Origin of the sequence: Streptomyces sp. NPDC050121 (genome assembly GCF_044460385.1) — a bacterium.
GTDB lineage: Bacteria > Actinomycetota > Actinomycetes > Streptomycetales > Streptomycetaceae > Streptomyces > Streptomyces soliscabiei.
In genome coordinates this window covers 186,375-209,242 of record NZ_JBITJV010000014.1, presented here as the reverse complement: position 1 = coordinate 209,242, position 22,868 = coordinate 186,375, and the positions used below count along the sequence as shown (strand labels likewise).

General features: G+C 71.8%; 18 protein-coding genes and 1 pseudogene. 8 read left to right on the top strand and 11 right to left on the bottom strand.

Going from position 1 to position 22,868, the window contains the following annotated elements; genetic code table 11:
* Nucleotides 1–153: 153 nt before the first annotated feature.
* The 6 genes from ACIBTS_RS22845 to ACIBTS_RS22820 form a co-directional block, all read right to left on the bottom strand.
* Entirely contained in the window at nt 154–978 is an 825-nt protein-coding gene (locus tag ACIBTS_RS22845; RefSeq protein ID WP_399321645.1) for a universal stress protein, read from the bottom strand.
* 465 nt (nt 979–1,443) lie between these two features.
* Nucleotides 1,444–2,409: an Acg family FMN-binding oxidoreductase gene (locus ACIBTS_RS22840; RefSeq protein WP_399321643.1), complete on the bottom strand. Its 966-nt coding sequence runs from the start codon at nt 2,407–2,409 to the stop codon at nt 1,444–1,446.
* Nucleotides 2,410–2,446: 37 nt separating this feature from the next.
* Nucleotides 2,447–3,073: a universal stress protein gene (locus tag ACIBTS_RS22835; RefSeq protein ID WP_399321739.1), complete on the bottom strand. Its 627-nt coding sequence runs from the start codon at nt 3,071–3,073 to the stop codon at nt 2,447–2,449.
* Between the two features lie 22 nt (nt 3,074–3,095).
* Nucleotides 3,096–3,998 (bottom strand): universal stress protein, encoded by a 903-nt coding sequence (locus ACIBTS_RS22830; RefSeq protein ID WP_399321642.1) that lies wholly within the window; start codon nt 3,996–3,998, stop codon nt 3,096–3,098.
* Between the two features lie 326 nt (nt 3,999–4,324).
* Complete coding sequence (locus tag ACIBTS_RS22825) at nt 4,325–5,221, bottom strand: alpha/beta fold hydrolase (protein ID WP_399321640.1); 897 nt, start codon at nt 5,219–5,221, stop codon at nt 4,325–4,327.
* A 123-nt stretch (nt 5,222–5,344) separates the two neighbouring features.
* Entirely contained in the window at nt 5,345–6,220 is an 876-nt protein-coding gene (locus ACIBTS_RS22820) for a universal stress protein (RefSeq protein WP_399321638.1), read from the bottom strand.
* Between the two features lie 196 nt (nt 6,221–6,416).
* On the opposite strand from ACIBTS_RS22820, the gene ACIBTS_RS22815 reads away from it, so the two are divergent.
* Both ACIBTS_RS22815 and ACIBTS_RS22810 read left to right on the top strand, forming a co-directional pair.
* Nucleotides 6,417–7,145, top strand: coding sequence for a CBS domain-containing protein (locus ACIBTS_RS22815; protein WP_399321636.1), 729 nt, complete (start codon nt 6,417–6,419; stop codon nt 7,143–7,145).
* A gap of 152 nt (nt 7,146–7,297) precedes the next feature.
* Nucleotides 7,298–7,954 carry a CBS domain-containing protein gene (locus ACIBTS_RS22810; protein WP_399321635.1) on the top strand — a complete coding sequence of 219 codons (657 nt, stop codon included), beginning with the start codon at nt 7,298–7,300 and terminating at the stop codon, nt 7,952–7,954.
* Nucleotides 7,955–8,397: 443 nt separating this feature from the next.
* On the opposite strand, the gene ACIBTS_RS22805 is transcribed toward ACIBTS_RS22810, so the two are convergent.
* From ACIBTS_RS22805 to ACIBTS_RS22795, 3 genes are all read right to left on the bottom strand, one after another.
* Nucleotides 8,398–9,312, bottom strand: coding sequence for a universal stress protein (locus ACIBTS_RS22805; protein WP_399321633.1), 915 nt, complete (start codon nt 9,310–9,312; stop codon nt 8,398–8,400).
* Nucleotides 9,313–9,409: 97 nt separating this feature from the next.
* Nucleotides 9,410–9,604 carry a hypothetical protein gene (locus ACIBTS_RS22800; protein WP_319670737.1) on the bottom strand — a complete coding sequence of 65 codons (195 nt, stop codon included), beginning with the start codon at nt 9,602–9,604 and terminating at the stop codon, nt 9,410–9,412.
* A gap of 427 nt (nt 9,605–10,031) precedes the next feature.
* The gene (locus ACIBTS_RS22795; RefSeq protein WP_399321631.1) at nt 10,032–11,750 is read right to left on the bottom strand and encodes a GAF domain-containing protein; all 1,719 of its coding nucleotides are present in this window, start codon (nt 11,748–11,750) and stop codon (nt 10,032–10,034) included.
* Nucleotides 11,751–12,014: 264 nt separating this feature from the next.
* On the opposite strand from ACIBTS_RS22795, the gene ppdK reads away from it, so the two are divergent.
* The 6 genes and pseudogenes from ppdK to ACIBTS_RS22765 all read left to right on the top strand — a co-directional run.
* Nucleotides 12,015–14,699, top strand: a complete 2,685-nt coding sequence (ppdK, locus tag ACIBTS_RS22790) for a pyruvate, phosphate dikinase (RefSeq protein ID WP_399321629.1) — start codon at nt 12,015–12,017, stop codon at nt 14,697–14,699.
* Between the two features lie 16 nt (nt 14,700–14,715).
* Nucleotides 14,716–15,366 (top strand): CBS domain-containing protein, encoded by a 651-nt coding sequence (locus ACIBTS_RS22785; protein ID WP_399321628.1) that lies wholly within the window; start codon nt 14,716–14,718, stop codon nt 15,364–15,366.
* A gap of 106 nt (nt 15,367–15,472) precedes the next feature.
* On the top strand, nt 15,473–18,175 hold the full coding sequence (adhE, locus tag ACIBTS_RS22780) for a bifunctional acetaldehyde-CoA/alcohol dehydrogenase (protein WP_399321627.1): 2,703 nt from the start codon (nt 15,473–15,475) through the stop codon (nt 18,173–18,175).
* A 53-nt stretch (nt 18,176–18,228) separates the two neighbouring features.
* Nucleotides 18,229–19,443, top strand: coding sequence for a globin domain-containing protein (locus ACIBTS_RS22775; protein ID WP_399321625.1), 1,215 nt, complete (start codon nt 18,229–18,231; stop codon nt 19,441–19,443).
* 41 nt (nt 19,444–19,484) lie between these two features.
* Nucleotides 19,485–19,877 carry a hypothetical protein gene (locus tag ACIBTS_RS22770; RefSeq protein ID WP_319670732.1) on the top strand — a complete coding sequence of 131 codons (393 nt, stop codon included), beginning with the start codon at nt 19,485–19,487 and terminating at the stop codon, nt 19,875–19,877.
* Nucleotides 19,878–20,019: 142 nt separating this feature from the next.
* A pseudogene (locus ACIBTS_RS22765) lies at nt 20,020–21,609 on the top strand (oleate hydratase); the annotation flags it as partial.
* A gap of 131 nt (nt 21,610–21,740) precedes the next feature.
* Here ACIBTS_RS22765 and ACIBTS_RS22760 read toward each other — a convergent pair.
* Both ACIBTS_RS22760 and ACIBTS_RS22755 read right to left on the bottom strand, forming a co-directional pair.
* The gene (locus tag ACIBTS_RS22760; RefSeq protein WP_399321737.1) at nt 21,741–21,824 is read right to left on the bottom strand and encodes a hypothetical protein; all 84 of its coding nucleotides are present in this window, start codon (nt 21,822–21,824) and stop codon (nt 21,741–21,743) included.
* Between the two features lie 376 nt (nt 21,825–22,200).
* Entirely contained in the window at nt 22,201–22,644 is a 444-nt protein-coding gene (locus ACIBTS_RS22755) for a pyridoxamine 5'-phosphate oxidase family protein (protein ID WP_319670731.1), read from the bottom strand.
* Nucleotides 22,645–22,868 lie beyond the last annotated feature (224 nt).

Below are 22,868 nucleotides of genomic sequence, written 5' to 3'. Positions count from 1 at the left end.
GCGATTCGTCCAGTGGAATGGGCCACACAGCCCCGGAACACCCGTCCGTACGGCCCTACTTGCCGGAAGGCCTCACATACGGGCTACACCGGCCGGGCACAGCCAGGGGGCGGCGCCGGACCTGGTGGCGGTGCGGGGTTCGGTCCGGTCCGGTCACCGGCTCTCCCCCTCGTCGCGGATCACCGCGACGGGGCAGCCGGCGTTCCGCAGGGCCGCCCGGCTGACCGTGGCCGGCACGGCCGCGGTCCATCCGCCCCGGCACCGTGTGCCGATCACGACGAGCTGGGCGTGCGTGCTCGCCTCGATGACCGCTCGGCGTGTCCCGCCCCGGACGCGGGGACGACGCACGGTGACGTCCCGGTACTTCTCCCGCAGTGCGGCCAGTGCGTCGTGGGGCCCGTCCTGGGCCCGCCCGTTCCGGCTCCTGAACCCGTTCAGCACCACCACGTCCGTTGCGCGGGCCGATGCTTCGGCGAAGGCGAACTCAGCCGCTCGCCGGCCGACGTCTCCGTCGTCGCAGGCGAGCACGACGGGACCGGCCGGATCCGGCTCGCCCCGGACCATCAGCACCGGAGAACCCCCGTGGGCGGCCAGCCGGGCGGCGAGCGATCCGCGGCGTCCACTGCCGAACCGGCTCGTGGGCCGGCTGCCGACGACGGTGAGCGAGGCACGCCGGGACTCGGTCGCCAGCACCGTCGCGGGTTCACCCATGAGGACGGTGTGCATGACACGCACGCCGGGCGCGGCGTTGCAAGCCCTGCGCTCGGCCTCCGCCAGCGCGCCGTTCGCCGGGCCGCTCGAACCGACTCCCCCTGGCTCCCACGGCGCCACTCCCCGAGGCACGGGAGCGGTCGGCCACGGGCGGGCGTGCGTCAGCCGGAGCTCCACCCCCAGCCGGTCGGCCTCCCGCGCGGCGGCCTCCACCGCGGCCAGGCTCGTCGCCGAGCCGTCCACTCCCACCAGCACAGGGCCGCTCATGACGGCTCCCCCTTTCCTCTCGGACACCTCAGGGCCGGAGCAGTGGTGCGCTCGCGGCGCGACGGCGGACAGCTCTGTCTGCCGGTCCCTCGGGTCCGGCGACCCTGTCCTGCTTTCTCACCCCACGGTCTCCTCACGGAGATCGCTCGGACAGGGGCCGGTCGGTCCCTGAAGCACACCCTCCGGCCCTGTCCGCCGACTGCGCGCGGTCGCCGGGGCTTCGGCCATCTGCCGTGCCGGGCACAGGGCATGCGTCCCGCCCGGCGCCGTCGTCCGCAGCCGATCGACGTGCCGGCCCCCAGGAGGTCCGCAGCGGCGCCCTGGCCCGCGCGCAGGCCCGCTCCGGCGATGAAGCGGTGGCTCTCCTGGTCCTTGCTTCCCTCGCTCCGCGGCACCGGTCGACCGGCGGCCGCCAGGTATGACGACGGCGCCCGCAGTGGCCGCGTCTGCGGACGGGCGCGCGGCTCAGGTGAGGCCGGAGTCGGCTGCCCTGAGGACTTCGGCGACCGGGCGCCGGGGCAACGGCCGTACATACGGCGGACATCCGAGACGGAAGATCATCTGTGGGAAGGCCCCACCGCTGAGTGTCTGCCGGATCCGCACCCTCAGGGCGGGCACTGCCAGCGGCTGGGTGTGGAAGGCCGCCATGACCCCCTGGTCCGCCGCTTCGAGCAGGACCCGCTGAAGGGCCTCACCGGCCCGGAGCCAGGCCGCCGGGTCGTCACGGTCCGTACTGAGGATCGCGACCGGTCCGGTGCGCGGGGGCCATCGCTGCGCAGGCGCGGGGAAGATCGCGACTTCCGGGTGCGTCACGTGGGCGTCGACGGGGATTCCGTCGTACCGCGGCTCGCCGGGCCACCAGGTCCACCGCCTCTGCTCGGCCGCGTACTCCGGACGGGACCTGTACGCGTCCTCGGCGATCCGGACCAGCCCGGCCAGCTGCCGGCGGCCTGTCCGGTCGGCGACGAAGTCCAGCGTGGCGCCCGCATGGCGTGCGTGTTCGCGCAGCTCATCGGCCAGCGACGCAGGGATGGGCTCGGCCAGGAACGGCCCTCGCACCGTGTGGCGGCGCCGCAGTGTGTCGAACAGCCGTTGGTCATCGTGAGAAGGGCTCCGGTAGGCGCCCCACGCCACCCGGGCCACGAACGCGGGGTCCGCCGGGCGCGGAAAGCGCTCGACGACCGGGTTGAAGCCCAGGTGGCGCATGGCGAGCCGGATGTTGAAGAGAGCAGCCCCGCAGCTGATGACCAGTTCCCGGCCGGAAGGGTCGGCCAGAGGAAGTCGCCGGGCGCTGTCGGCGTGCACCTCGATGCCTCTGTCCTCGTCCGCGACGAAGATCCAGGGCTGTGTGTTGTACGGAGACGGCGCGGTGACGGCGGCCCGGACCAGGTACGTGGATGCGTGACAGGGGTCTGCGCGGACGTCGAACATGATGGGGACCACCCTTGTTCGGGACTCGAGGCCACCGTCAGTCGTGCGGTACCAGCGCGACCGGCCGGCGGACGTGGTGGAGCAACGCGTGGGCCACCGGACCCGTGTGCAGGCCCAGCGCGGCACGCCGCCGCCGACCCACCACCAGCAGTCCGGCCCCGCCCGCCGCGCGTACGAGGACGTGGGGGGCGCGGCCCTCGTGGAGGTTCTCGCGGACGACCACGGCACGGGCCAGGCGCAAACGGCGCGCAGCGCAGCCCCGGAGTTCGGCCTCGCGGAACGCGAAGTCCAGGACGTCGTCACAGGGTCCGCCGACACCGCCCGTCTCCTGGCTCCCGATGTCCAGCAGCTCCGCGTCCTTGGCCTCGGCGAGGAGCGCGGGACGGGGTTGTCCGTGCACCTGCTCGGCGGCGATGCAGAGCCCGGGGTATCGGTCATTCAACAGTTCACGTGCCGCGCGCAGCACACGCCGCGCGTGGTACTGCGGTACCCGGATCTCGGGCAGGCCGGCGTCGGCGCCGTCGTCGGGCAGGCCCTCCCAAGCGTGCACCAGACGGAGCGTCAGTCCGCGGCGAAGGGCCTCCCTTGCCGCCCAGTCGGCTGCGGCGAGGCTTTCCTTCGAACCGTCCAGACCGGCCACGACCGGCCTCGTCAAGCCCCTCACCTCCTCGGACATGTCCGCCTCCTCAGAGATGGGGGACGACGGCCACGGGGCAGCCGACGTGGTGGATCGCGGCGTGGGTGACGGGTCCGGTGCGGGGGCCGACGGGGCGTTCGGCGAGGCGGTGACCGACGACGAGAAGACCCGCTCCGGTCGAGGCCCGCACGAGCGCGGTCGACGGCTTGTCGTCCACCACCGTCTCCAGGACCGCGACGTCGGGGTACTTGTCGCGCCACGGCCGCAGGACGGCCTTGAGGAAGCTCAGCCACTCCTCGCCCTGCCAGGATTCCTCGACCAGTCCGATGTCGCCGGGGCCGAGCCCGATGGGGCTGGTCGTGTGCCAGGCGTGCACGGCCCGCAGCCGGGCGTGCCGGAGCCGGGCGGCCTCGAAGGCGAACTCGATGACCTCGTCGCAGGCCTCGTCGAGGTCGACGGCGAGCACGACGTCCTGGAAGGCGGTGTCCGTCGAGGCGCTTCCGTCATCTGCCGGCACGTGTTCGTCGGCCGCCTCCTCGTCCGCCCGGACGAGAACCACGGGACGCGTCGCCTTCGCGACCACGCCGAGCGCGACGGAACCCACGAGGAACCCCGTGAAACCGCTCAGCCCGCGTGAGCCCAGAACCATCAGATCGGCCTGGTCCGCCGCCTTCAGCAGGGCGGGCGTGGCCGGGCCCTCCAGCTGCTCGTCGGAGAGGCGGACGGCGGGGCACTCGGCGCGGACTCGTTCCTCCGCCTGGCGCAGCGCGCGCCGGGCCAGATACCGCTGGGCGGCACCGGCGATCTCGCGCTCCTGCTGACGGGGGTGCCAGTCCCAGGCGTGCACCAGGTGAAGCGGCTTGCCCCGCCGCTCGGCCTCGCGAGCCGCCCATGCGGCGGCGGCCAGGCTTTCGGCGGATCCGTCGACTCCGGCGACAACGGGTCGAAGCATCTCGGGCACCTCCCACGCTCGGTCTGTCATCCGTTACCAGCGTCGTCCCGCGGCCCGTGCGGTGGCAGAGGCTGCCCGGTCCCCTTGAGGGGGCCGTCCGGCCCCTCCCGGGACCGTCGGGACGTCCGCCGTCGGGGCGTCGACGCGATGGGGGTCCCCCCGCTCGAGCGCAGCCGAGAGTGGGGGAGGGCTTGCCGGTCGCACCGAGCTGGTTGAGAGCGTCTTTCCGGGCCAGGCCCTTGCGGCGGGCCCAGGGCGTGGAAGAAGGCCTGGGTCATGTCGTTTCCTCAACGGGGTTGGCGGTGGTGTCGGCGATCGTTGAGGGGTCAGCCCGAGGCCGCCTCCAGCAGGATCCGTGCCATGTCGTCGGGGCGCTCCAGGGCGGAGAAGTGGCCGGTGCGGGGCAGGGTGATGCGGTGGACGTCCGCGAGTGCGTTGGCCACCCGGTCTCGCTCGGCGGGCCGGGACCAGTCGTTCTCGCTGTAGACGAGGGTGACGGGCGCCGACACGCGCGGATAGCGCTCCCGGGCCCGGTCGAATCCCTTGAGGCTGCGGAAGATCCCTCGGGCCACCTTGTCGTAGCCGGTGCGGCGGCCGCTTCTGGCCAGGTCGGTGATGAAGTCCTCGGGCAGCCTGGTCTTGTCGACGTAGCCGCCCTGCAGCACCGCCCGCAGGATGGGGCGCGGCTCGATGGGGGCGAAGAGGGGGCCGAGCACGGGCATCCGCACGCTGCTCATGATGATCCGGGCGATCCAGTTCCCCCGCTCCCCTCCCTGGGGGTAGTCGTAGCTGTTGAACGCCACGACCCGGCTGACCCGGTCCTTGAGGTCGATGGATGCTGACAGGGACAGCGCGCCGCCGAGCGATTCACCGGCCAGGGTGACGCCGTGCAGGTCCAGTCCGCGGACGAACTCGACGACCGCGGCGCGCAGTTGCGGCTCCTCGTACTGCGCGCCGGGAACGATGTCGGACCATCCCATCCCGGGCAGGTCCACCGCGTAGACCGTGTAGTGGTCCCACAGCTGCGGGATCACGCGCTGGAAGTAGTCCAACTGGCCGCGCACGGTGTGCATCAGCACGAGGGCGGGGCCGGCGCCCGCGGTGTAGTAGCGCAATCGCGAGCCGTCGGACCGGGTGAAGAAGCGTACCTCGCCGTAGCCGTTGCTCCATGTGCTCGTGTATGTCGCGTCGGGGAACTCGTTGCGCTGCATTTCGGTGTCCATCCATGTGAGCCGTGCGTCGCTGATAGCCGGGCCCCCACAGAACACCGAGGGAAACCGATCGGTTTCCTCAACTGTAGACCGATCGGTTTTCTTTTCGTCCCTACGGGCGGGCACCTACAACGTTCACAGCGTCGTCGGCACGACCGCCACCGGGCAGTCCGCGTGGTGGAGCAGGGTGTGGCTCACCCGGCCCAACTGGAGCCCGAGACGGCCGTGCCGGCGCCGGGCCCCGACGACCACCAGGTCGGCGGCTGCCGAGCGGCGCACGAGGACGCTGTGTGCCGGTCCCTCCGCCGTGACCCGCCGCACCCGGACTCCGGGGTGGTCCGCCATGGCGTCCCGCAGCAGCGTGTCGAGCAGGGCCGAGGCCCGTTCCTCGTGCCGGCGCATTGGTTCGTTCGCGAGCGCGGGGTCGTCGGCGCTCGCGAGGGCAGGGCAGCGCCAGGCACGGACGACGTCCAGGGTGCAGCAACGTGCCTCGGCCTCGCGGAAGGCGAAACGTACGGCCTCGGCGCCGGTCACGGGCTCGCCCGCGCCCAGCAGGATCCGCTCGTGGGAGCCGGCCAGGCCCGCCTTGTCACCCCGGACCACGATCACCGGGCAGTGCGCGCGGGCCGCCACGGCCAAGCTCACGGAGCCGAGGAGCAGACTCTTCAGCTCACCGTTCCCGCGCGCCCCGGTCACCAGGGCGAACGCGTTGTCCCCCTCGTGCAGGAGTGCCTCCACGGCGTCCTCGGGGACGATGTCGGTGGTGACCTTCACCTCCGGCTGACGCCGCTCCGCGCGTTCGGCCGCGGAGGCCACGAGGTTCTCGAGGCGCACACGCTCGGACGGACGGCTGAGGCTCGTGGACGGAACGGCTCGCTCGTAACGGCCCCAGCGTGAGGCGTGCACCAGACGCAACGGGAGGCCATGCCGTGCGGCCTCGTCCACCGCCCAGTCGATCGCCGGCAGACTCGCGTCGGAGCCGTCGACGCCCAGGACCAGGGAAAGCGTCATCGTCCCCACCGCCTTCCATACAGCACAGGGGTCCGATTTCACGGTCGCACCCTCCGCCGGGCTACACGAGGGGGCGGATCGGCCCTTGGCGGGGACATTCGGCCCATGTGGGCCGCGCACCGGTGGCAGGAAGCTGAGGTCGAGGCTCCCGAAGGGGGTCCTCGACCGCTGCCACCCACGAAAGCGAGGCCCAGCCATGAAGCCGACGAGGACAGGCGCCCTCATGGTCGGCGACGTCGTCACCGCGCGGTACGACACGCCGTTCAAGGAAGTGGTGCGTCTGCTCGAGGAGCACCGCGTCAGCGGACTCCCGGTGATCGACGAGGACCGCAAGGTCATCGGTGTGATCTCCGAGACCGACCTCGTGCTGCGTCAGGTTCGGGGACCGGAGTCCGACGGCGTCCTGGCACGCTGTCGGCGTCTGTTCGGCGCCCGTGCCCGGCACGCCGCAGCCAAGAGCCGTGCCAGGACGGCCGGCGGGGTGATGTCGAAGCCCGCCGTCACCGTGCACGTCGACGCCACGGTCGCCGAGGCCGCCCGGCTCATGACGGAGCATCGCATCGAGCGGCTGCCCGTGGTGGACGAGCAGGGCACACTCGTCGGCATCGTCACGCGCCGGGACCTGCTCCAGGTCTTCCTGCGCACCGACGACGAGATTCAGCGGGACGTTCGGCAGGAGGTCTTCCTCAACACGCTCTGGCTGGCCCCGTTCACCGTCGAGGCAGCCGTGGAGAACGGTGTGGTCACGCTGACCGGCCAACTGGAACGGCGCAGCGAGATCCCGATCGCGGTCGGTATGACGCGGCGGCTGGACGGCGTCGTGGACGTCGTCGACCACCTCTCCTACCGCATCGACGACAAGCCCCCGCAGCCCACCGGCCTCGCCGTGCACGGCGTCGCCGACGACTGGCTGCGCAAGCTCTGAACGGGGTGCGCGGAAGAAGGGACAACGGCCATGATTCCCCTCCTTCTCATCGTCGCCACCGTGCTGGGCGCCTGCACCACCGTGCGTACCGGAACTGACCGTCGCCGTGGGCGTGCGCGCCTCCTGACCACCTCAAGGAGGGAGATCAGATCATGCAGACCCACCCGCACGTCGTGAGCGACGTGATGACACGTGCCGTCGTCGCCGTCGGCCGCGACACGCCGTTCAAGGACATCGTCCGGATCATGGAGCGGTGGAAGGTCGGCGCGCTGCCCGTTCTCGAAGGCGAGGGCCGCGTCATCGGGGTCGTCTCGGAAGCCGACCTTCTGCCCAAGGAGGAGTTCCGGGACGATCTTCCGGACCTGGTCACCCAGCGACAGCGCCCGGCCGATCTGGCGAAGGCCGGTGCGCTGACCGCCGAGCAGCTGATGAGCAGCCCGGCGGTCACCGTGCACGAAACCACCACGCTGCCCGAGGCGGCACGCATCATGGCCGGGCGCAAGGTCAAGCGGCTGCCCGTCATCGACGTCGAGGGCAGGCTCGAGGGCATTGTCAGCCGCTCGGATCTGCTCAAGGTGTTCCTCCGGGACGACGAGGACCTGACCGAGCAAGTACGTCACGAGGTCGTCGACCGCCTGTTCCCGCTGCCCGCCGACCACATCCGGGTCGAGGTCTCCGAGGGCGTCGTGACCCTCACGGGATGGGTGGACGGCGCGGAGCTGATCCCGGTGGCCGAGCGTCTGGCGCGGGCGGTCGAAGGAGTCGTCGACGTCCGCTGCCGTCTCGCCGGCCCGATCGGCGCCGGATGACGCGCGGGCCCGACCAGCAGTGTGCGCGGCCGGTGATCCGCCGATCCACCGGCCGCGCACACCTGATGCGGCCCGACGTGCACGGGTGAAGGCGCCGTGCCGGAACTCCGTGCGGTCCTTCTCGGTCGTCTCCTCGCCGCGTTCGGCCCGCAGCGTCAGAACGTTGCCCTCCACGGTGACCTCAGCGTCCTTGTCCGGGTCGACGCCGGGGAGTTCGGCGCGCAGGACGTGGAACCCGTCCTTCAGATCCTCCTCGACGCGGATGCCGTGCAGCCCCGGAGCCGTGTGCATCCCGGGGGATCCTCCCTCGGCCCAGCCGAACAGTTCGGGCAGTGGCGGGAAGCCCGTCAGCCGCTCCATCACGCCGTACGTAACAGGAGTCACCGGGTGCGTGGGCCGACCGGGCCCCTGATGGGCCCGGTCGGCCGTGGCCGTCGGTGCTGTCAGTCGTGCGGAACCACCGCCACCGGCGCCGAAGCGTGCTGTAGCACCGCGTGCGTCACCGGGCCGATGCGCCCGCCGACCGGCGCCTGGCGCCTCTTCCGCCCGACGACGACCAGCGCCGCGTCCCGCGAGGCGTGGACGAGATGACGGCCGGCGCCGCCGATGACGGACTGCTCCCGCACCTCCACCCCGGGGAACTTGTCCCTCCAGGGCCGCAGGGCGTCGCTGAGTCCCTTCCGTGCCTCCTCCGCCAGGTCCGCGCCCAGCCCCGCGTCCAGGGCCGCGCCGTAGCCGTAGACGGCCGCGGGGTTCCAGCCGTGGACCACCCGCAAGCCGGCCGCGCGCCGCCGGGCGGACTCGAACGCGAACTCGACGACGGCGTCGGCGGGGCTGTCCAGATCCAGACCGACCACGACGTCACGGTACGCAGTGGTGACCGTCCCGGTGCCGGTGGCGTCCGGCACATGCTCGTCCTCGGCGCGCTCGCCGGCCCGCACGAGGACGACGGGACGCTCCGTGCGCGCCACCACGGCGAGGGCGACGGAGCCGACCAGGAACCCCGCCACCGTGCCGAGCCGACGGGATCCCAGGACGAGCAGTTCGCTGTCCTTCCCGGCGGTCAGCAGGGCCGGGACAGCCCGCTCACCGGTCTCCTGGACGGTGAGGCGCAGACCGGGGTGGCGTTCCGTGAGCCGGGACTCCGCCCCGCGCAGCAGACGGGCCGTCCAGTCGCGCTGTGCGTCGATCACACCTGGGGCCGGGGCGCCCATGAAGGGTGTGTACAGCGCCCCCGCGGGGTCCCCGGCGTGCAGGAGACGCAGAGGGACATCTCTCTGTACCGCTTCACGAGCGGCCCAGTCTGCGGCGGCAAGGCTTTCGGATGAGCCGTCGAGGCCGACGGTGATGGCGAGCATGGGCGGACCTCCTTCAGGGATGCACCTCAGTCTCCGAATCCCTCGTGTGCGGCACGAGGGTCCACAGGTCCCCGACGGGAGCCGATCGGCCCGACCGTCAGGAGTGCACCGACACACGGTGATCGTGCCGGTCCGGCATCGGCGCCGCCGGCGACGTCCTGTGTCCCCGACGACGCAGCAGCCGGACGGCGAGATCGTCGAACACGGCCGCGAGGACACACGTCAGACCCGCTCCCAGCACGAGCAGTACCGCAAACCGCTCCCAGAACTCCGGTGTGAGACTGGTGCCCACTGTGCTCGCCCTCCCTGGTCGGTGTCGTTCTCCTTGCTGCCAGCCAACTCCGCCACCGGCCGCAGCGCATGAGCCGAGGGGCCCGGCCCTGGGCGCGGAACGGCCCTTGCGCGCGGGGCCGTACGGGCCCTGGGCGGCCCGGGAGGACGAGACGCGGTGGCCGCCCTGGGCATCAGGGCCGATCGGCCCTGGTGCCGCGTACGGTCCAGGTGGTGTGCTGGGAGTGGCGGGAAGGACCCGGCCAGGGCGCGGGGAAGCGGTCGCAGGGGCCGCGCACCGCGCGATCAGGATCCGCGAGAAGCGGGTGGCGTCCTTCCCGCCCTGTCGTGCGGTGGCGGTGTCCGGCCGGGCGGGAGCCGGGGCGAAGGCTGCCGCGACCCACTCCGGTCGGCGCTTGACTCCGCGGCCGCCGATACCCGCCGGGGCCCTACCGCTTCTGCGTCGGCACCCGCCACACCAGGATGGTGCCGCCGCTCTCGGGCTTCCCCAGTTCCAGTCGGCCGCCGAACTGCTCGGCACGTTCGGCCATGTTGCGCAGCCCGCTACGGCGGCCGCCCTCCGGGATGCCCACTCCGTTGTCCGTGACCGACAGCCGTATCTCCCACCCGTCCGTGGCCAGGAGCACGTCGGCACGGTCCGCGCGCGCGTGGCGGGCGACGTTGGTCAGGGCCTCGGAGAGCACCGCCACCACGTGGTCGGCGATCTCCTTCGGGACGTCGGTGTCCAGCAGCCCTTCCATGCGCACGCTGGGGGCGAAGCCCAGAACCGGTGCCGCTTCCCCCACCACCCGTACGGCCCGCGCCCGCAGGCCGGCCTCTCCGGCTCCCTCGCGGGTGCGCAGGCCGAAGATCGTCGACCTGATGATCTTGATGGTCTCGTCGAGGTCGTCGACCGCGCGCACCACGCGCTCGGCGGCCTCCTCGTGCTCGATGAAGCGGCCCGCGCTCTGCAGGGTCATGCCGGTGGCGAAGAGCCGTTGGATCGCGAGGTCGTGCAGGTCCCGCGCGATCCGGTCGCGGTCCTGGAGCAGCGCGACCTGCTCGGCGTCCTGGCGGCGTTCCGCCAGCTCCATCGCGAGGGCGGCCTGCGCGGCGAAGCCCTGCAGGGTCTCGGTCTCCGTCGCCGAGAACACCGGCCGGCCGGTCTTGCGCGCGAGCAGGAGCACGCCTCGCGGACCCGTCTCGCCTGTGCCGATGGGCACGGCCACGGCGGGACCGAGTCCGTCGAACCGGGAAGGCTCCAGGGAGATCCGTTCGTCCTGACCGACGTCCGCGCTGGAGACCGGGGCGGCGGCGGAGAAGGCCAGCCCCATCAGGCTGCTGTCCATCGGCAGGACGAGGCCGCGGTGCGCCTCGGCGTCCATGCCCACGGCGATCTCCACGGCGAGCGTCCCGGTGTCCTCCATCGGCAGCGCCACCGCCGTCAGAGCGGATCCGGTGATCTCGCCGGCCCGCTCGGCGATGAGAGCGAGCACCTCGGCGCGCTCCCCGCCGGCCATCAGGCTGTGGGTGATCTCCGCGTTCGCCCGCAGCCAGCGTTCCCGCAGCCGGGACTCCTCGTAGAGACGGGCGTTGTCGATCGCGACTCCGGCCGCCACGGCCAGCGTCAGGGTGACCGAGACGTCCTCCTCGTCGAACTGCGCGCCGTCCCGCTTCTCGGTCAGGTACAGGTTGCCGAAGACCTGGTCCCGCACCCGGATCGGGACGCCGAGGAAGGTGTTCATCGGCGGGTGGTGCGCCGGGAAGCCGTAAGAGGCCGGGTGCTCGGAGATCTTCGCCAGCCGCAGCGGCTCGGGGTGGTTGATCAGCTCCCCCAGGATGCCGTGGCCCTCCGGATAGGGGCCGATCCGGGCAATCTGCTCCTCGCTGACGCCCACGGTGTGGAAGGCCGACAGCCGTTTGCCGTCCGGACCGATCACACCCAGCGCCGCGTACTCCGCGTCGACCAGCACCGCGGCGGCCTCCACGATGCTGTGCAGGGCCTGTTCCAGCTCCAGTTCCCGGCCGACCGACAGCACCGCCTCCAGCAGGCTGTGCACCCGGTCTCGGGTGCCCCGGGCCGCGTCCAGCCGCGCCTGCAACTCCTCCAGCAGCTCGTCCAGCCGCAGCTGAGGCAGCCGTACGCGAGCGTCCTCGGGGCTTCCCACCGGTACTCCTCCAGGTCCCCTCCGGGCGCGGACACCCAGCGGTCCGATCATGTATCACGGTAGTGGTCGGCCGACGGCCGGGGAAGCGAATCGGGCCGAGTGCCGGCGGCTCGTTCGACGCATCCGGTTCAGCAGACCGCGGGATGGTTCCGCCTGGGCCGACCGGCCCCCTGGTGGGGACGGACAGCACCTGCCCTTTCCGCTCCCGGCGGTCGGACGCTGGAGAGGTAGCCAGCCCGAAGCCCATCGGAGGAGACCGGCGTCATGGTCCGTTACGTGTACGACTTCGCGGAAGGTGGTCGTGACCTGGCCGCCCTGCTCGGCGGCAAGGGCGCGAACCTGGCCGAGATGACTCGGTTGGGCCTGCCCGTCCCGCCGGGCTTCACGGTGACCACCGAGGCCTGCCGGGCCTTCCTGGCAACCGGCAACGAGCCGGACGCCCTGGCCGGCGAGATCTCCGAGCACCTGACCGCCCTGGAGCGGTTCGCGGGGCGGCGGCTCGGTCAGCCCGACGACCCGCTGCTGCTGTCGGTCCGCTCCGGAGCCCGGTTCTCCATGCCCGGCATGATGGAGACGATCCTCGACATCGGCCTGACCGACGAATCCGTGCTCGGCCTGGCCAAGGTCTCCGGAAACGACCGCTTTGCCTGGGACTCGTACCGTCGTCTCGTACAGATGTTCGGCAGCACGGTCATGGGCGTCGACGGCTCGCTGTTCGAAAGCGCCCTGACCGGCCTCAAGCGGACGCGGGGCGCGGTGAACGACCTCGGCCTCGGCGCGGCGGACCTGGCCGGGCTCGTGGCGACGTACAAGGACCTGATCCGGCGGGAGACCGGCGAGGACTTCCCGCAGTCTCCGGCCGAGCAGCTGCGCCGCGCGGTGCTCGGCGTGTTCGAGTCCTGGCGGGGCGAGCGCGCCCGGGTCTACCGGCGCCGGGAACACATCCCGGACGACCTGGGCACCGCGGTGAACGTGCAGACCATGGTCTTCGGCAACCTCGGCGCCGACTCCGGCAGCGGGGTCGCCTTCACCCGGGACCCGGCCACGGGACGTCCCGGCCTGTACGGCGACTACCTGGCGAACGCGCAGGGCGAGGACGTCGTCGCGGGCATCCGCAACACCGTCCCGCTGACCGCCCTGGAGGAGCTGGACCCGGCTTCGTACGAACAACTGCGTTCGCACATGCGGACGTTGGAGACGCATTACCGGGATCTGTGCGACATCGAGTTCACCATCGAGCGCGGTCGGCTGTGGATGCTGCAGACCCGGGTCGGCAAGCGCACCGCCGAGGCCGCGTTCGCCATCGCCGCGGAGCTGGCCGACGAGGGCCTGATCACGCCCGACGAGGGCCTGGCCCGGGTCGACGGGCACGGCCTGGCCCGGCTGATGTTCCCCCGGTTCGACACCTCGGCCGTCGGCGAGGCGCTCGCGCACGGTCTGCCGGCCTCGCCGGGCGCGGCCGTGGGCGCGGCGGTGTTCGACTCGGCCGAGGCGGTCCGCCGGGCCGCCGTGGGCGAGAAGGTCGTCCTCGTCCGCCAGGAGACGACCCCCGACGACCTGCCGGGCATGATCGCCGCCCAGGCTGTTCTGACCAGCCGCGGCGGCAAGACCAGTCACGCGGCCGTGGTCGCCCGGGGAATGGGCACGGTCTGCGTGTGCGGTGCCGAGGAACTCACCGTCGACGCCGCGGCACGTCGCTTCAGCGTGGGGGACACCGTCGTCGAGGAGGGCACCGTCATCTCCGTCGACGGCTCCGAGGGCACCGTTTACCTCGGCGCCGCGCCGCTCGTCGACTCCGCGGTGATGCGCTGGTTCGAGACCGGAGAGCAGGCCCCCGGGCTGGTCGCGGCCGTGGCCCGCGCCATGGAACGGGCCGACGGGGCCCGACGGTTGGAGGTGCGGGCGAACGCCGACACCCCCGAGGACGCCGCGCGCGCCCGGCGGTTCGGCGCGCAGGGCGTGGGACTGTGCCGCACCGAGCACATGTTCCTCGGCGAGCGCCGCAAGCTGGTCGAGGCGATGATCCTGGCCCGCGACGAGTCCGAGCGTGAGAAGGCACTGGGCGCGCTGCTGCCGCTCCAGCGGCAGGACTTCACCGGCATCCTGGAGGCGATGGACGGTCTGCCGGTCACCATCCGGCTCATCGACCCGCCCCTGCACGAGTTCCTCCCCGACCGCACCGACCTCGCCGTGCGTATCGCCGCCGCCGAGGGCAGGGGCGAGGTGCCCGATCCGCACGACACCGAGCTGCTCGACGCGGTCAACCGCATGCACGAGGAGAACCCGATGCTCGGCCTGCGTGGCGTGCGGCTGGGCCTGGTGGTACCGGGGCTGGTCGCCATGCAGGTGCGGGCGGTCGCCGAGGCGGTCGCCGAACGCACGCGGGCCGGGGGTCGCCCCAGGGCGGAGATCATGGTGCCGCTGGTGGGCGCCGTCGAGGAACTGCGCATCGAGCGGGCCGAGGTGGAACGCGTCCTCGCCGAGGTCTCCGAGGAGTCCGGCGTCACCGTGCGCTGCCCGGTCGGCACCATGATCGAGCTGCCCCGGGCCGCGCTCACGGCCGGCCGGATCGCCGAGGAGGCGGAGTTCTTCTCCTTCGGCACCAACGACCTCACCCAGACCACCTGGGGCTTCTCCCGCGACGACGTCGAGGCGGCCTTCTTCTCCGCCTACCTCGACAAGGGCATCTTCGCCACCTCGCCGTTCGAGACCCTCGACCGCGACGGAGTGGGCCGGCTCGTCCGCATCGCCGTCGACGAGGGCCGTGCCACACGCCCCGGCCTGAAGATCGGCGTCTGCGGCGAGCACGGCGGGGACCCCGACTCCGTCCACTTCTTCCACACGGCCGGATTGGACTACGTCTCCTGCTCCCCGTTCCGCGTGCCCGTCGCACGCCTGGAGGCCGGACGTGCGGCACTCCCGGACACCGGGACGAGCGACAGCAGATGAGAAGGAGGTGGGTCGCATGGCCCGCATCGTCGGCGAGGTGATGACCCATGAGGTCGTCCAGGCCCACCGGGAGACGCCGTTCAAGGACGTCGTACGGCTGCTGGACCGGCACCGCATCAGCGGACTGCCCGTCGTGGACGCAGACGACAAGGTCGTCGGAGTGATCTCCGGGACCGACCTGATTCGCCATCAGGCGGCCGGGGCACCGGACCGCCGTCCCGTCACGGCGCGGGAGCTGATGTCGACTCCCGCTGTCACCGTCCATCCGGAACAGCGCATCGCGGACGCGGCGCGGGTGATGGAGCGGCACGGTGTCGAGCGGCTGCCGGTGGTGGACGAGGAGGACCGGTTGATCGGCATCGCCACCCGGCGCGATCTGCTGCGGGTGTTCCTTCGGACCGACGACGAGATCCGCCGGGAGGTCCGCGACGACGTACTGCCGCACGCCCTGGGCCGGCCCGCCCGCGAGGTGGACGTGTCGGTCCGGGACGGCATGGTCACGCTGCACGGGCCCCTGGAGAACGGCGGGGATCTCGCTCTCGCGATCCGGCTGACGTACCGGGTCGACGGCGTGGTCGGCGTCGTCAACAGGCTGGATCTCCGCGGGACTTCGGGGCCGTTCGGCCCGCTGAAGGGACCAACGGGACCTGCTCTGGGACCCCGCTGACGGGAGACGCTGCTGGTGGAAGCGGTACCGCCCCCGTCCCGCGGTACCGCTCCCTCCCTCTCGCCGCCGTCCGTGCGGCGCCGTTCGACGACGGAGGCTCGCCCCCATGACCCGCCACGACGACCGCACCGCGACCACCGACCCCCTCGGCGCACCGTCCGACATCGCCGTCGCGGTGGACCGCCTGGTGACGAACGGGCTCAAGGCACTCGCCGACTACGAGGCGCTCGATCAGGAGCAGGTCGACCACATCGTGAAGAAGGCCTCGGTCGCCGCCCTGGACCAGCACACTTCGCTGGCCCGGCTCACGGTGGAGGAGACCGGGCGCGGCGTCTTCGAGGACAAGGCCGCCAAGAACATGTTCGCCTGCGAGTACGTCACGCACAGCATGGGCCCGATGAAGACCGTCGGCGTCATCGCCCGCGACGACATCGACGACATGACCGAGGTGGCCGAGCCCGTCGGCGTGGTGTGCGCGGTCACGCCCGTCACCAACCCGACGTCCACCACGATCTTCAAGGCGCTGATGGCGCTGAAGACCCGCAACCCCGTCGTGTTCGCCTTCCACCCCTCCGCCCAGAAGTGCAGCACGGAGGCGGCCCGTGTCGTGCGGGACGCGGCGGTCGCCGCGGGTGCGCCGGAGCACTGTGTGCAGTGGATCGAGACCCCGTCCGTCGAGGCGACCGGCGCCCTGATGAGGCACCCGGGCGTCTCCCTCATCCTCGCCACCGGCGGCAACGCCATGGTCAGGGCCGCCTACTCGGCCGGCAAGCCCGCCCTCGGTGTGGGCGCTGGCAACGTTCCCGCCTACGTGCACCGCAGCGCGGACGTGCGCCGGGCCGTCAACGACCTGGTGCTGTCCAAGTCGTTCGACAACGGCATGATCTGCGCCTCCGAACAGGCCGTGATCCTCGACTCGGAGGTCTACGACGCGGTCCTCGCCGAATTCCGCACCCTGCACGCCCACTTGGCCACCGCCGAGGAGAAGGCGAAGCTGGAGACCTTCCTGTTCCCCGCGAGCAGGGCGGACGCCGCGGGCGCGGGCTGCGAGCCCAAGGTCAACTCCGCGGCGGTCGGGCAGAGCCCGGCGTGGATCGCCGGGCAGGCCGGCTTCACCGTTCCCGCGGACACCTCGCTCATCCTGGTCGAGGCCGACCGGGTCGGCCCCGACGAGCCCCTGACCCGCGAGAAGCTGTGTCCCGTGCTCGCCGTGCTGCGCGCCGAATCCGAGCGGCAGGGCTTCGGCCTGGCCGCCGACATGGTCGCCTTCCACGGCCAGGGCCACAGTGCCGTGATCCACACCGGCGATCTCGAACTCGCCGAGGCCTACGGCCGCCGGATGAAGACCGTACGCATCATCGTCAACGCACCCTCCTCGCAGGGCGCCATCGGCGGCATCTACAACAGCCTGCTGCCGTCGCTCACCCTGGGCTGCGGCTCCTGGGGCAGCACCTCGGTGTCCAACAACGTCTCCGCCGCCCAACTGCTGAACGTCAAACGGGTCTCGGTGCGGCGCAACAACCTCCAGTGGTTCAAGGTCCCGCCGAAGATCTACTTCGAGCCCCAGTCCATCCGCTACCTCGCCTCGATGCCGGACGTCCACCGCGTCACGATCGTCACCGACGCCACGATGACCCGCCTCGGGCTCGTCGACCGGGTCGAGCGCGTGCTGCGGCGACGGCACGAGCCGGTGACCGTCCAGGTCATCGACAACGTCGAGCCGGAGCCCAGCATCGACTCCGTCCGGCGCGGCGCCCGCCTCATGGGCGACTTCCGCCCCGACACCATCATCGCTCTCGGCGGCGGCTCGCCCATGGACGCGGCCAAGGTGATGTGGCTGCTGTACGAGCAGCAGGCCGAGGGCAAAGACGTCGACTTCGCCGACATGCGGCACAAGTTCTCCGACATCCGCAAGCGGGCCTTCCGCTTCCCGGTCCTCGGCAAGCTCGCCCGGCTCGTGTGCATCCCCACGACCTCGGGCACCGGTGCCGAGGTGACCCCCTTCGCCGTCATCTCCGATCCCGCGACCGGCAAGAAGTACCCGCTGGCCGATTACGCGCTCACCCCGAGCGTGGCCATCGTCGACCCGCTGCTCACCACCGCGCTGCCCCGCGCGCTGGCCGCCGACAGCGGCTTCGACGCCCTGACCCACGCCATCGAGGCGTACGTGTCGGTCTACGCCAACGACTTCACCGACGGCCTCGCACTGCACGCGATCCGCATGATCTTCGAGAACATCGAGGCGGCGGTCAACGACCGCGCGGCGAGCGAGCGGGCCCGCGAGAAGATGCACAACGCCGGCACCATCGCGGGCATGGCCTTCGGCAACGCCTTCCTCGGCATCGTCCACGCCATGTCCCACACCCTCGGCGCCACCTTCCACATCGCGCACGGCCGCACCAACGCCGTCCTACTCCCCCACGTCATCCGCTACAACGGCACCGTCCCCGCGAAACTCACCGGCTGGCCCAAGTACGAGAACTACCGGGCCCCCGAACGCTTCCAGGACATCGCCCGCACCCTCGGCCTGCCCGCCGCCACCCCGGCCGAGGGCGTCGAGTCCCTCGCGGCGGCTGTGGAGCGGCTCCGGGACTCCGTCGGCATCGAGCCGACGTTCCAGGCGCTCGGCGTCGACGAGCACGCCTTCCTCGACGCCCTGCCCCAGCAGGCCCTCAACGCCTTCGAGGACCAGTGCGCGCCGGCCAACCCGCGGATGCCCATGCTCGACGACATGCGTGAGCTGATGCGGACGGCCTACTACGGCCGTGGCACGGAGGCCGACGGCTCCGTGCCTGCCGACACGAACTGACCGAGTCCGCCGTTCCGATCCTCCCTCAACTCCCGCTCGTCCCAGGAGAGTTCATGCTGTCCGCAGAATCCACCGCCCTCGTACGAGCCACCCTGCCCGCCGTGGCCGAAGCGCTCGACGAGATCACCACCCGCTTCTACGCCACGATGTTCCACGACCGCCCGGAGCTGCTCGACGGGATGTTCAACCGCGGCAACCAGGCCAGCGGAGCCCAACGCCGCGCCCTCGCCGGATCGATCGCCGGCTTCGCGTCCGCGCTGCTGGAGAATCCCGAAGCGCGGCCGGACGCGCTGCTGTCCCGGATCGCCCACAAGCACGCCGCCGTCGGCGTCACGGACGACCAGTACACGATCGTGCACAAGTATCTGTTCGGCGCGATCGCCGAGGTCCTGGGCGACGCGGTCACCCCGGAGGTGGCCGCCGCCTGGGACGAGGTCTACTGGCTGATGGCCGGCGCCCTGATCAGCCGGGAGGCCCTCCTCTACCAGGACGCGGGAGTCCAGCCCGGCGGGACCTGGCGGCCCTGGACGGTCGTGGAACGCCGTACCGAGACACCCGACGTGGTCTCCTTCCTGCTCCGCCCGGCAGACGGCGAACCGGCGCCGCGGGCACGGGCGGGCCAGTATGTGAGCGTCCGCGTGGGCATGGCCGACGGGGTGCACCAACTGCGCCAGTACAGCCTGTCCTCGGCTCCGGGCGGAGAGCTGCGGCGGATCACCGTGAAGCGGGTCAAGGGCAACCCGGGCGCACCGGACGGGGAGGTCTCCAACCTGCTGCACGACACCGTCCGTGAAGGGGACGAACTGCTGCTGTCCGCGCCGTTCGGGGACGTCTTCCTCGACGACCCGGTGGACGCCACCACCCCCGTCGTGCTGATCTCGGCCGGCATCGGCTGCACGCCCATGGCGGGCATCCTGGCCCACCTCGCCGCCCTCCGCTCGATCCGGCCGGTACTGGTCCTGCACACCGACCGCTCCCCCGCCGACCACGCCCTGCGCGCCGAGACGCGGCACTTCGTCGGGCGACTGCCCTGCGCCCGGGCCGTCTTCTGGTACGAGCGGCCCGGACCGGAGGAACCCGACGGACGCACCGGCCCGATGAACGTGAGCGGGACGCGACTCCCCGACGCCGCGACGGTGTTCCTGTGCGGCCCGCTGCCCTTCATGCGAGAGGTACGCGCTCAGTTGCTCGGCGCGGGGGTTCCCGCGCGGCGCATCCGCTACGAGGTCTTCGGACCCGATCTGTGGCTGCCCGGCTCCGCGGCCTGAACCACACCGAAACCACCGAGACCTCGAAGGAAGGACCCGGTATGACCAACGACCACGCCCAGGAGACCCCCCTGGTCCGGCTGCGCTCCGAGGGCGCCGTGGACGAGGACACCCTGGCCTACGCCCGTACGAAGATCGACGCCGTCGTCGGCCGACCGGGCATGCCCACCGTCACGGGCGAGGTGCGGATCGAGCGAGCGGGCGCCCACCACGCCGTCCACCCCTGGTCGGCCACGGCCGACCTGCGCGTAGGCGGTCGTCGGGTGGTCGCGGGCGCCAAGGAGGCGACCGGCACGGAGGTCGTCGACCAGCTCCAGGACAGGCTGCGCCGCCGGACCGACAAGGCGGCGCTGTCCCGGGACGACGGACACCGCACGACGGCACCGCCGTGGCGGGGCAAAGACGGCACGGCCGAGGACGCCCGGACGGCGTGATTCCGCGGCAGCAGCAGGCCCGGTCGGTCACAGCGGTCCACCGACCGGGCCGCCGGGATCCGCGTCAAGGGCCGCCCGGCCCACTGACCGGCCCCATGACCGCGGGACACCGTGGAACACACGGTGTCCCGACAGACCGGCGAGCACGAGGAGTTGTGTGATGGCAAAGGCATATCTGGTGGGCGGCGGCATCGCCGCACTGGCGGCGGCGACGTTCCTGATCCGCGACGGCGGCTTCGAGGGATCCGACATCCACCTCTTCGAGGAACAGCAGACCCTCGGCGGCAGCCTGGACGCGGGCGGCACACCGGACGCCGGCTACACCATGCGCGGCGGCCGCATGTTCGAGGCCGAGTTCCGCTGTACGTACGACCTGCTGTCCGGCATCCCCACCCTCGACGACCCCGCCGTCTCCGTGACCGAGGAGATCCTGGCCGGGCACGAGGAGTTCGCCTGGGACGACATCGCCCGGCTCGTCGACGGGGACGGCAAGATCGTCGACACCACCTCGATGGGCTTCTCCGAGCGCGACCGGCTGGAGCTGGTCCGCTGTCTGGCCACCCCCGAAGGGCACCTCGACGACAAGCGGATCACCGACTGCTTCGGCGAGCACTTCTTCACCACGAACTTCTGGTTCATGTGGTGCACCACGTTCGCCTTCCAGCCCTGGCACAGCGCGATCGAGTTCCGCCGCTACCTGAGGCGCTTCATCCACCTCTTCCCCGAGTTCGCGTCCATGTCGGGCATCCACCGGACCCGCTACAACCAGTACGACTCCATCGTCCGGCCGCTGACCGCCTGGCTCCACGAGCGCGGCGTCACCGTGCACACCGGCTGCCGCGTCACCGACCTCGGCTTCACCCCGGGGGTCGGAAGCGGCACGGTCGAGACCATCCATCTGAGCCGGAACGGCCGCGACGAGAAGGTGACCGTGACGCCCGAGGATCTGGTCCTCGTCACCAACGGCTCCATGACCGACGCGTCCAGCCTCGGCACCCACACCTCCGCTCCCCGGCCCGCCCCACAACGCTCCGACGCCTGGCTGCTGTGGCACCGGCTGGCCCGCGGACGCGAGAACTTCGGCAATCCGGCCGTCTTCGACAAGCACGTCAAGGAGTCCCTCTGGGAGTCGTTCACCGTCACCACCAAGGACCCCGCCTTCCTCAAGGCACTCGAGGACTTCAGTGGCCGTCCGACCGGCAAGGGCGGACTGATGACCTTCACCGGATCCAACTGGCTGCTCACCATCGTCGCCAACCGCCAGCCCGTCTACCGCGACCAGCCGGAGGACGTCGGGGTCTGGTGGGGCTACGGCCTGTTCCCCGCCCGTGCCGGCGACCACACACCCAAACCGATGACCATGTGCACCGGCCGGGAGATCCTCGAAGAGGTCCTGCACCACCTCCCGTTCGACGAGCCGACCGCGGCGCGGATCCTGGCGGCCTCCACCGTCGTGCCGTGCGTGATGCCGTACATCACCAGCCAGTTCCTGGCCCGCCGTCGCGAGGACCGGCCTCGGGTGGTCCCGGAGGGGTCGGTCAACCTCGCCTTCATCGGACAGTTCGCGGAGGTGCCCGACGACGTCGTCTTCACCGTCGAGTACTCCGTGCGCACTGCCTGGGCGGCCGTGGCGCAACTCCTGAAGCTGGACAAGCACCCGCCGGAGGTCTACAAGGGCCACCACGACCCTCACGTCCTGGCCGCGGCGTTGGAGACCATGCACCGTCGATAGGCACCGGCGGCGCGAGGGGCCGTCCGGCCCCGGTGCAGACCGACGGCGCCTGTGGGAACGGCGTGGCGACTCGACGACGCGGAAACCTGTCGGCCTCCGACGACGTGCGTCATGACGTGGCGGAGAACCGGTCATCCGTGTGGCACGACGATCACCGGGCAGTGCGCCTGGTGCAACAGCGTGTGGGCGACCGGCCCCAGGCGCGGGCCGGGCACGCTCGTCCGACGGTGGGCGCCGATGACGACCACGGCGGCCTCTGCGTCGCTGCCAGAAGTCCACCCGAGGGAGCGGCGCAGCCCGTGTGTGTCTCCACCGTGACGCCGGGACCGCCTGCCCGTCCCTGTCGTCCGCGAGGCCGAGCAACACGTCCTTGCCGTCGTCGCACGCGTGGTCCCCTCGCACGACGAGGAGCGGTCCTTGCCCGAGCGCGGCCGGCCGCAGACTCACGGAACCGAACGCCGGGCCGGTCAACGCGCCCAGGCCTCGTGTTCCCACAACCACCCCGGGCAGCGGTCGGGAGAACCCGCGGAGACGCCGAACGGCCCCTTTTCCAGGGGCCGTTCGGACCTCGCGAAGGACAGGGACCGGAGTTCAGGAGGGGGGCAGGTGCACTCCGTACAGGGTGCGACCGCCGACGAGTTCGCGTCCGGTGACCAGCTGGGGGTCGATGCGCACGAAGACCTCCCGCGGCGCCGGCACCCAGGAACTGGGCCCGATCCGCAGCAGCCGTGCGTGCTCGGCGGGGTCGGTCACGAGCGTGGCCGTTCCCGTGACCACGACGCTCCAGCCGGAGTGAGCGGCGGCGTCGACCTCGTCGGCCTCGAAGGCTACGACCGCTCCGTCGACCGCCGTCACGAGTTCGGAGGAGGCCGAGGCGCGCACCAGCACCGCGCCGTCGGAGTCCAGACGGAAGTTGACCGGCAGAACTGCGGGGAGCGCCCGCCGCGTGTAAACGATGCGCCCCACAGGCCTTTCGGCCAGCAGACGCAGGCACTCCATCCGGTCGAGTTCGCGGAATCCGTCGTTGGCGTCCATCTGACTTCTCGTCTCTCACCTGACATCGCGGAATGGCACTGTCCATCGTCGAGCGGCGCGGATGCCCCGGGCCAGGGACCATCGGCCCCCGCCTTCCCGAGAGAGGCCTTGTTCAGACCGCGACGCGTCGTCCGGTCACGGCATACGGTTCGATGGGCACCCACTGTCCACGCCGACCTCCGGCCCGCGGCGCGCTGTACACCTGGTTCGCCGGCCGACGCTCC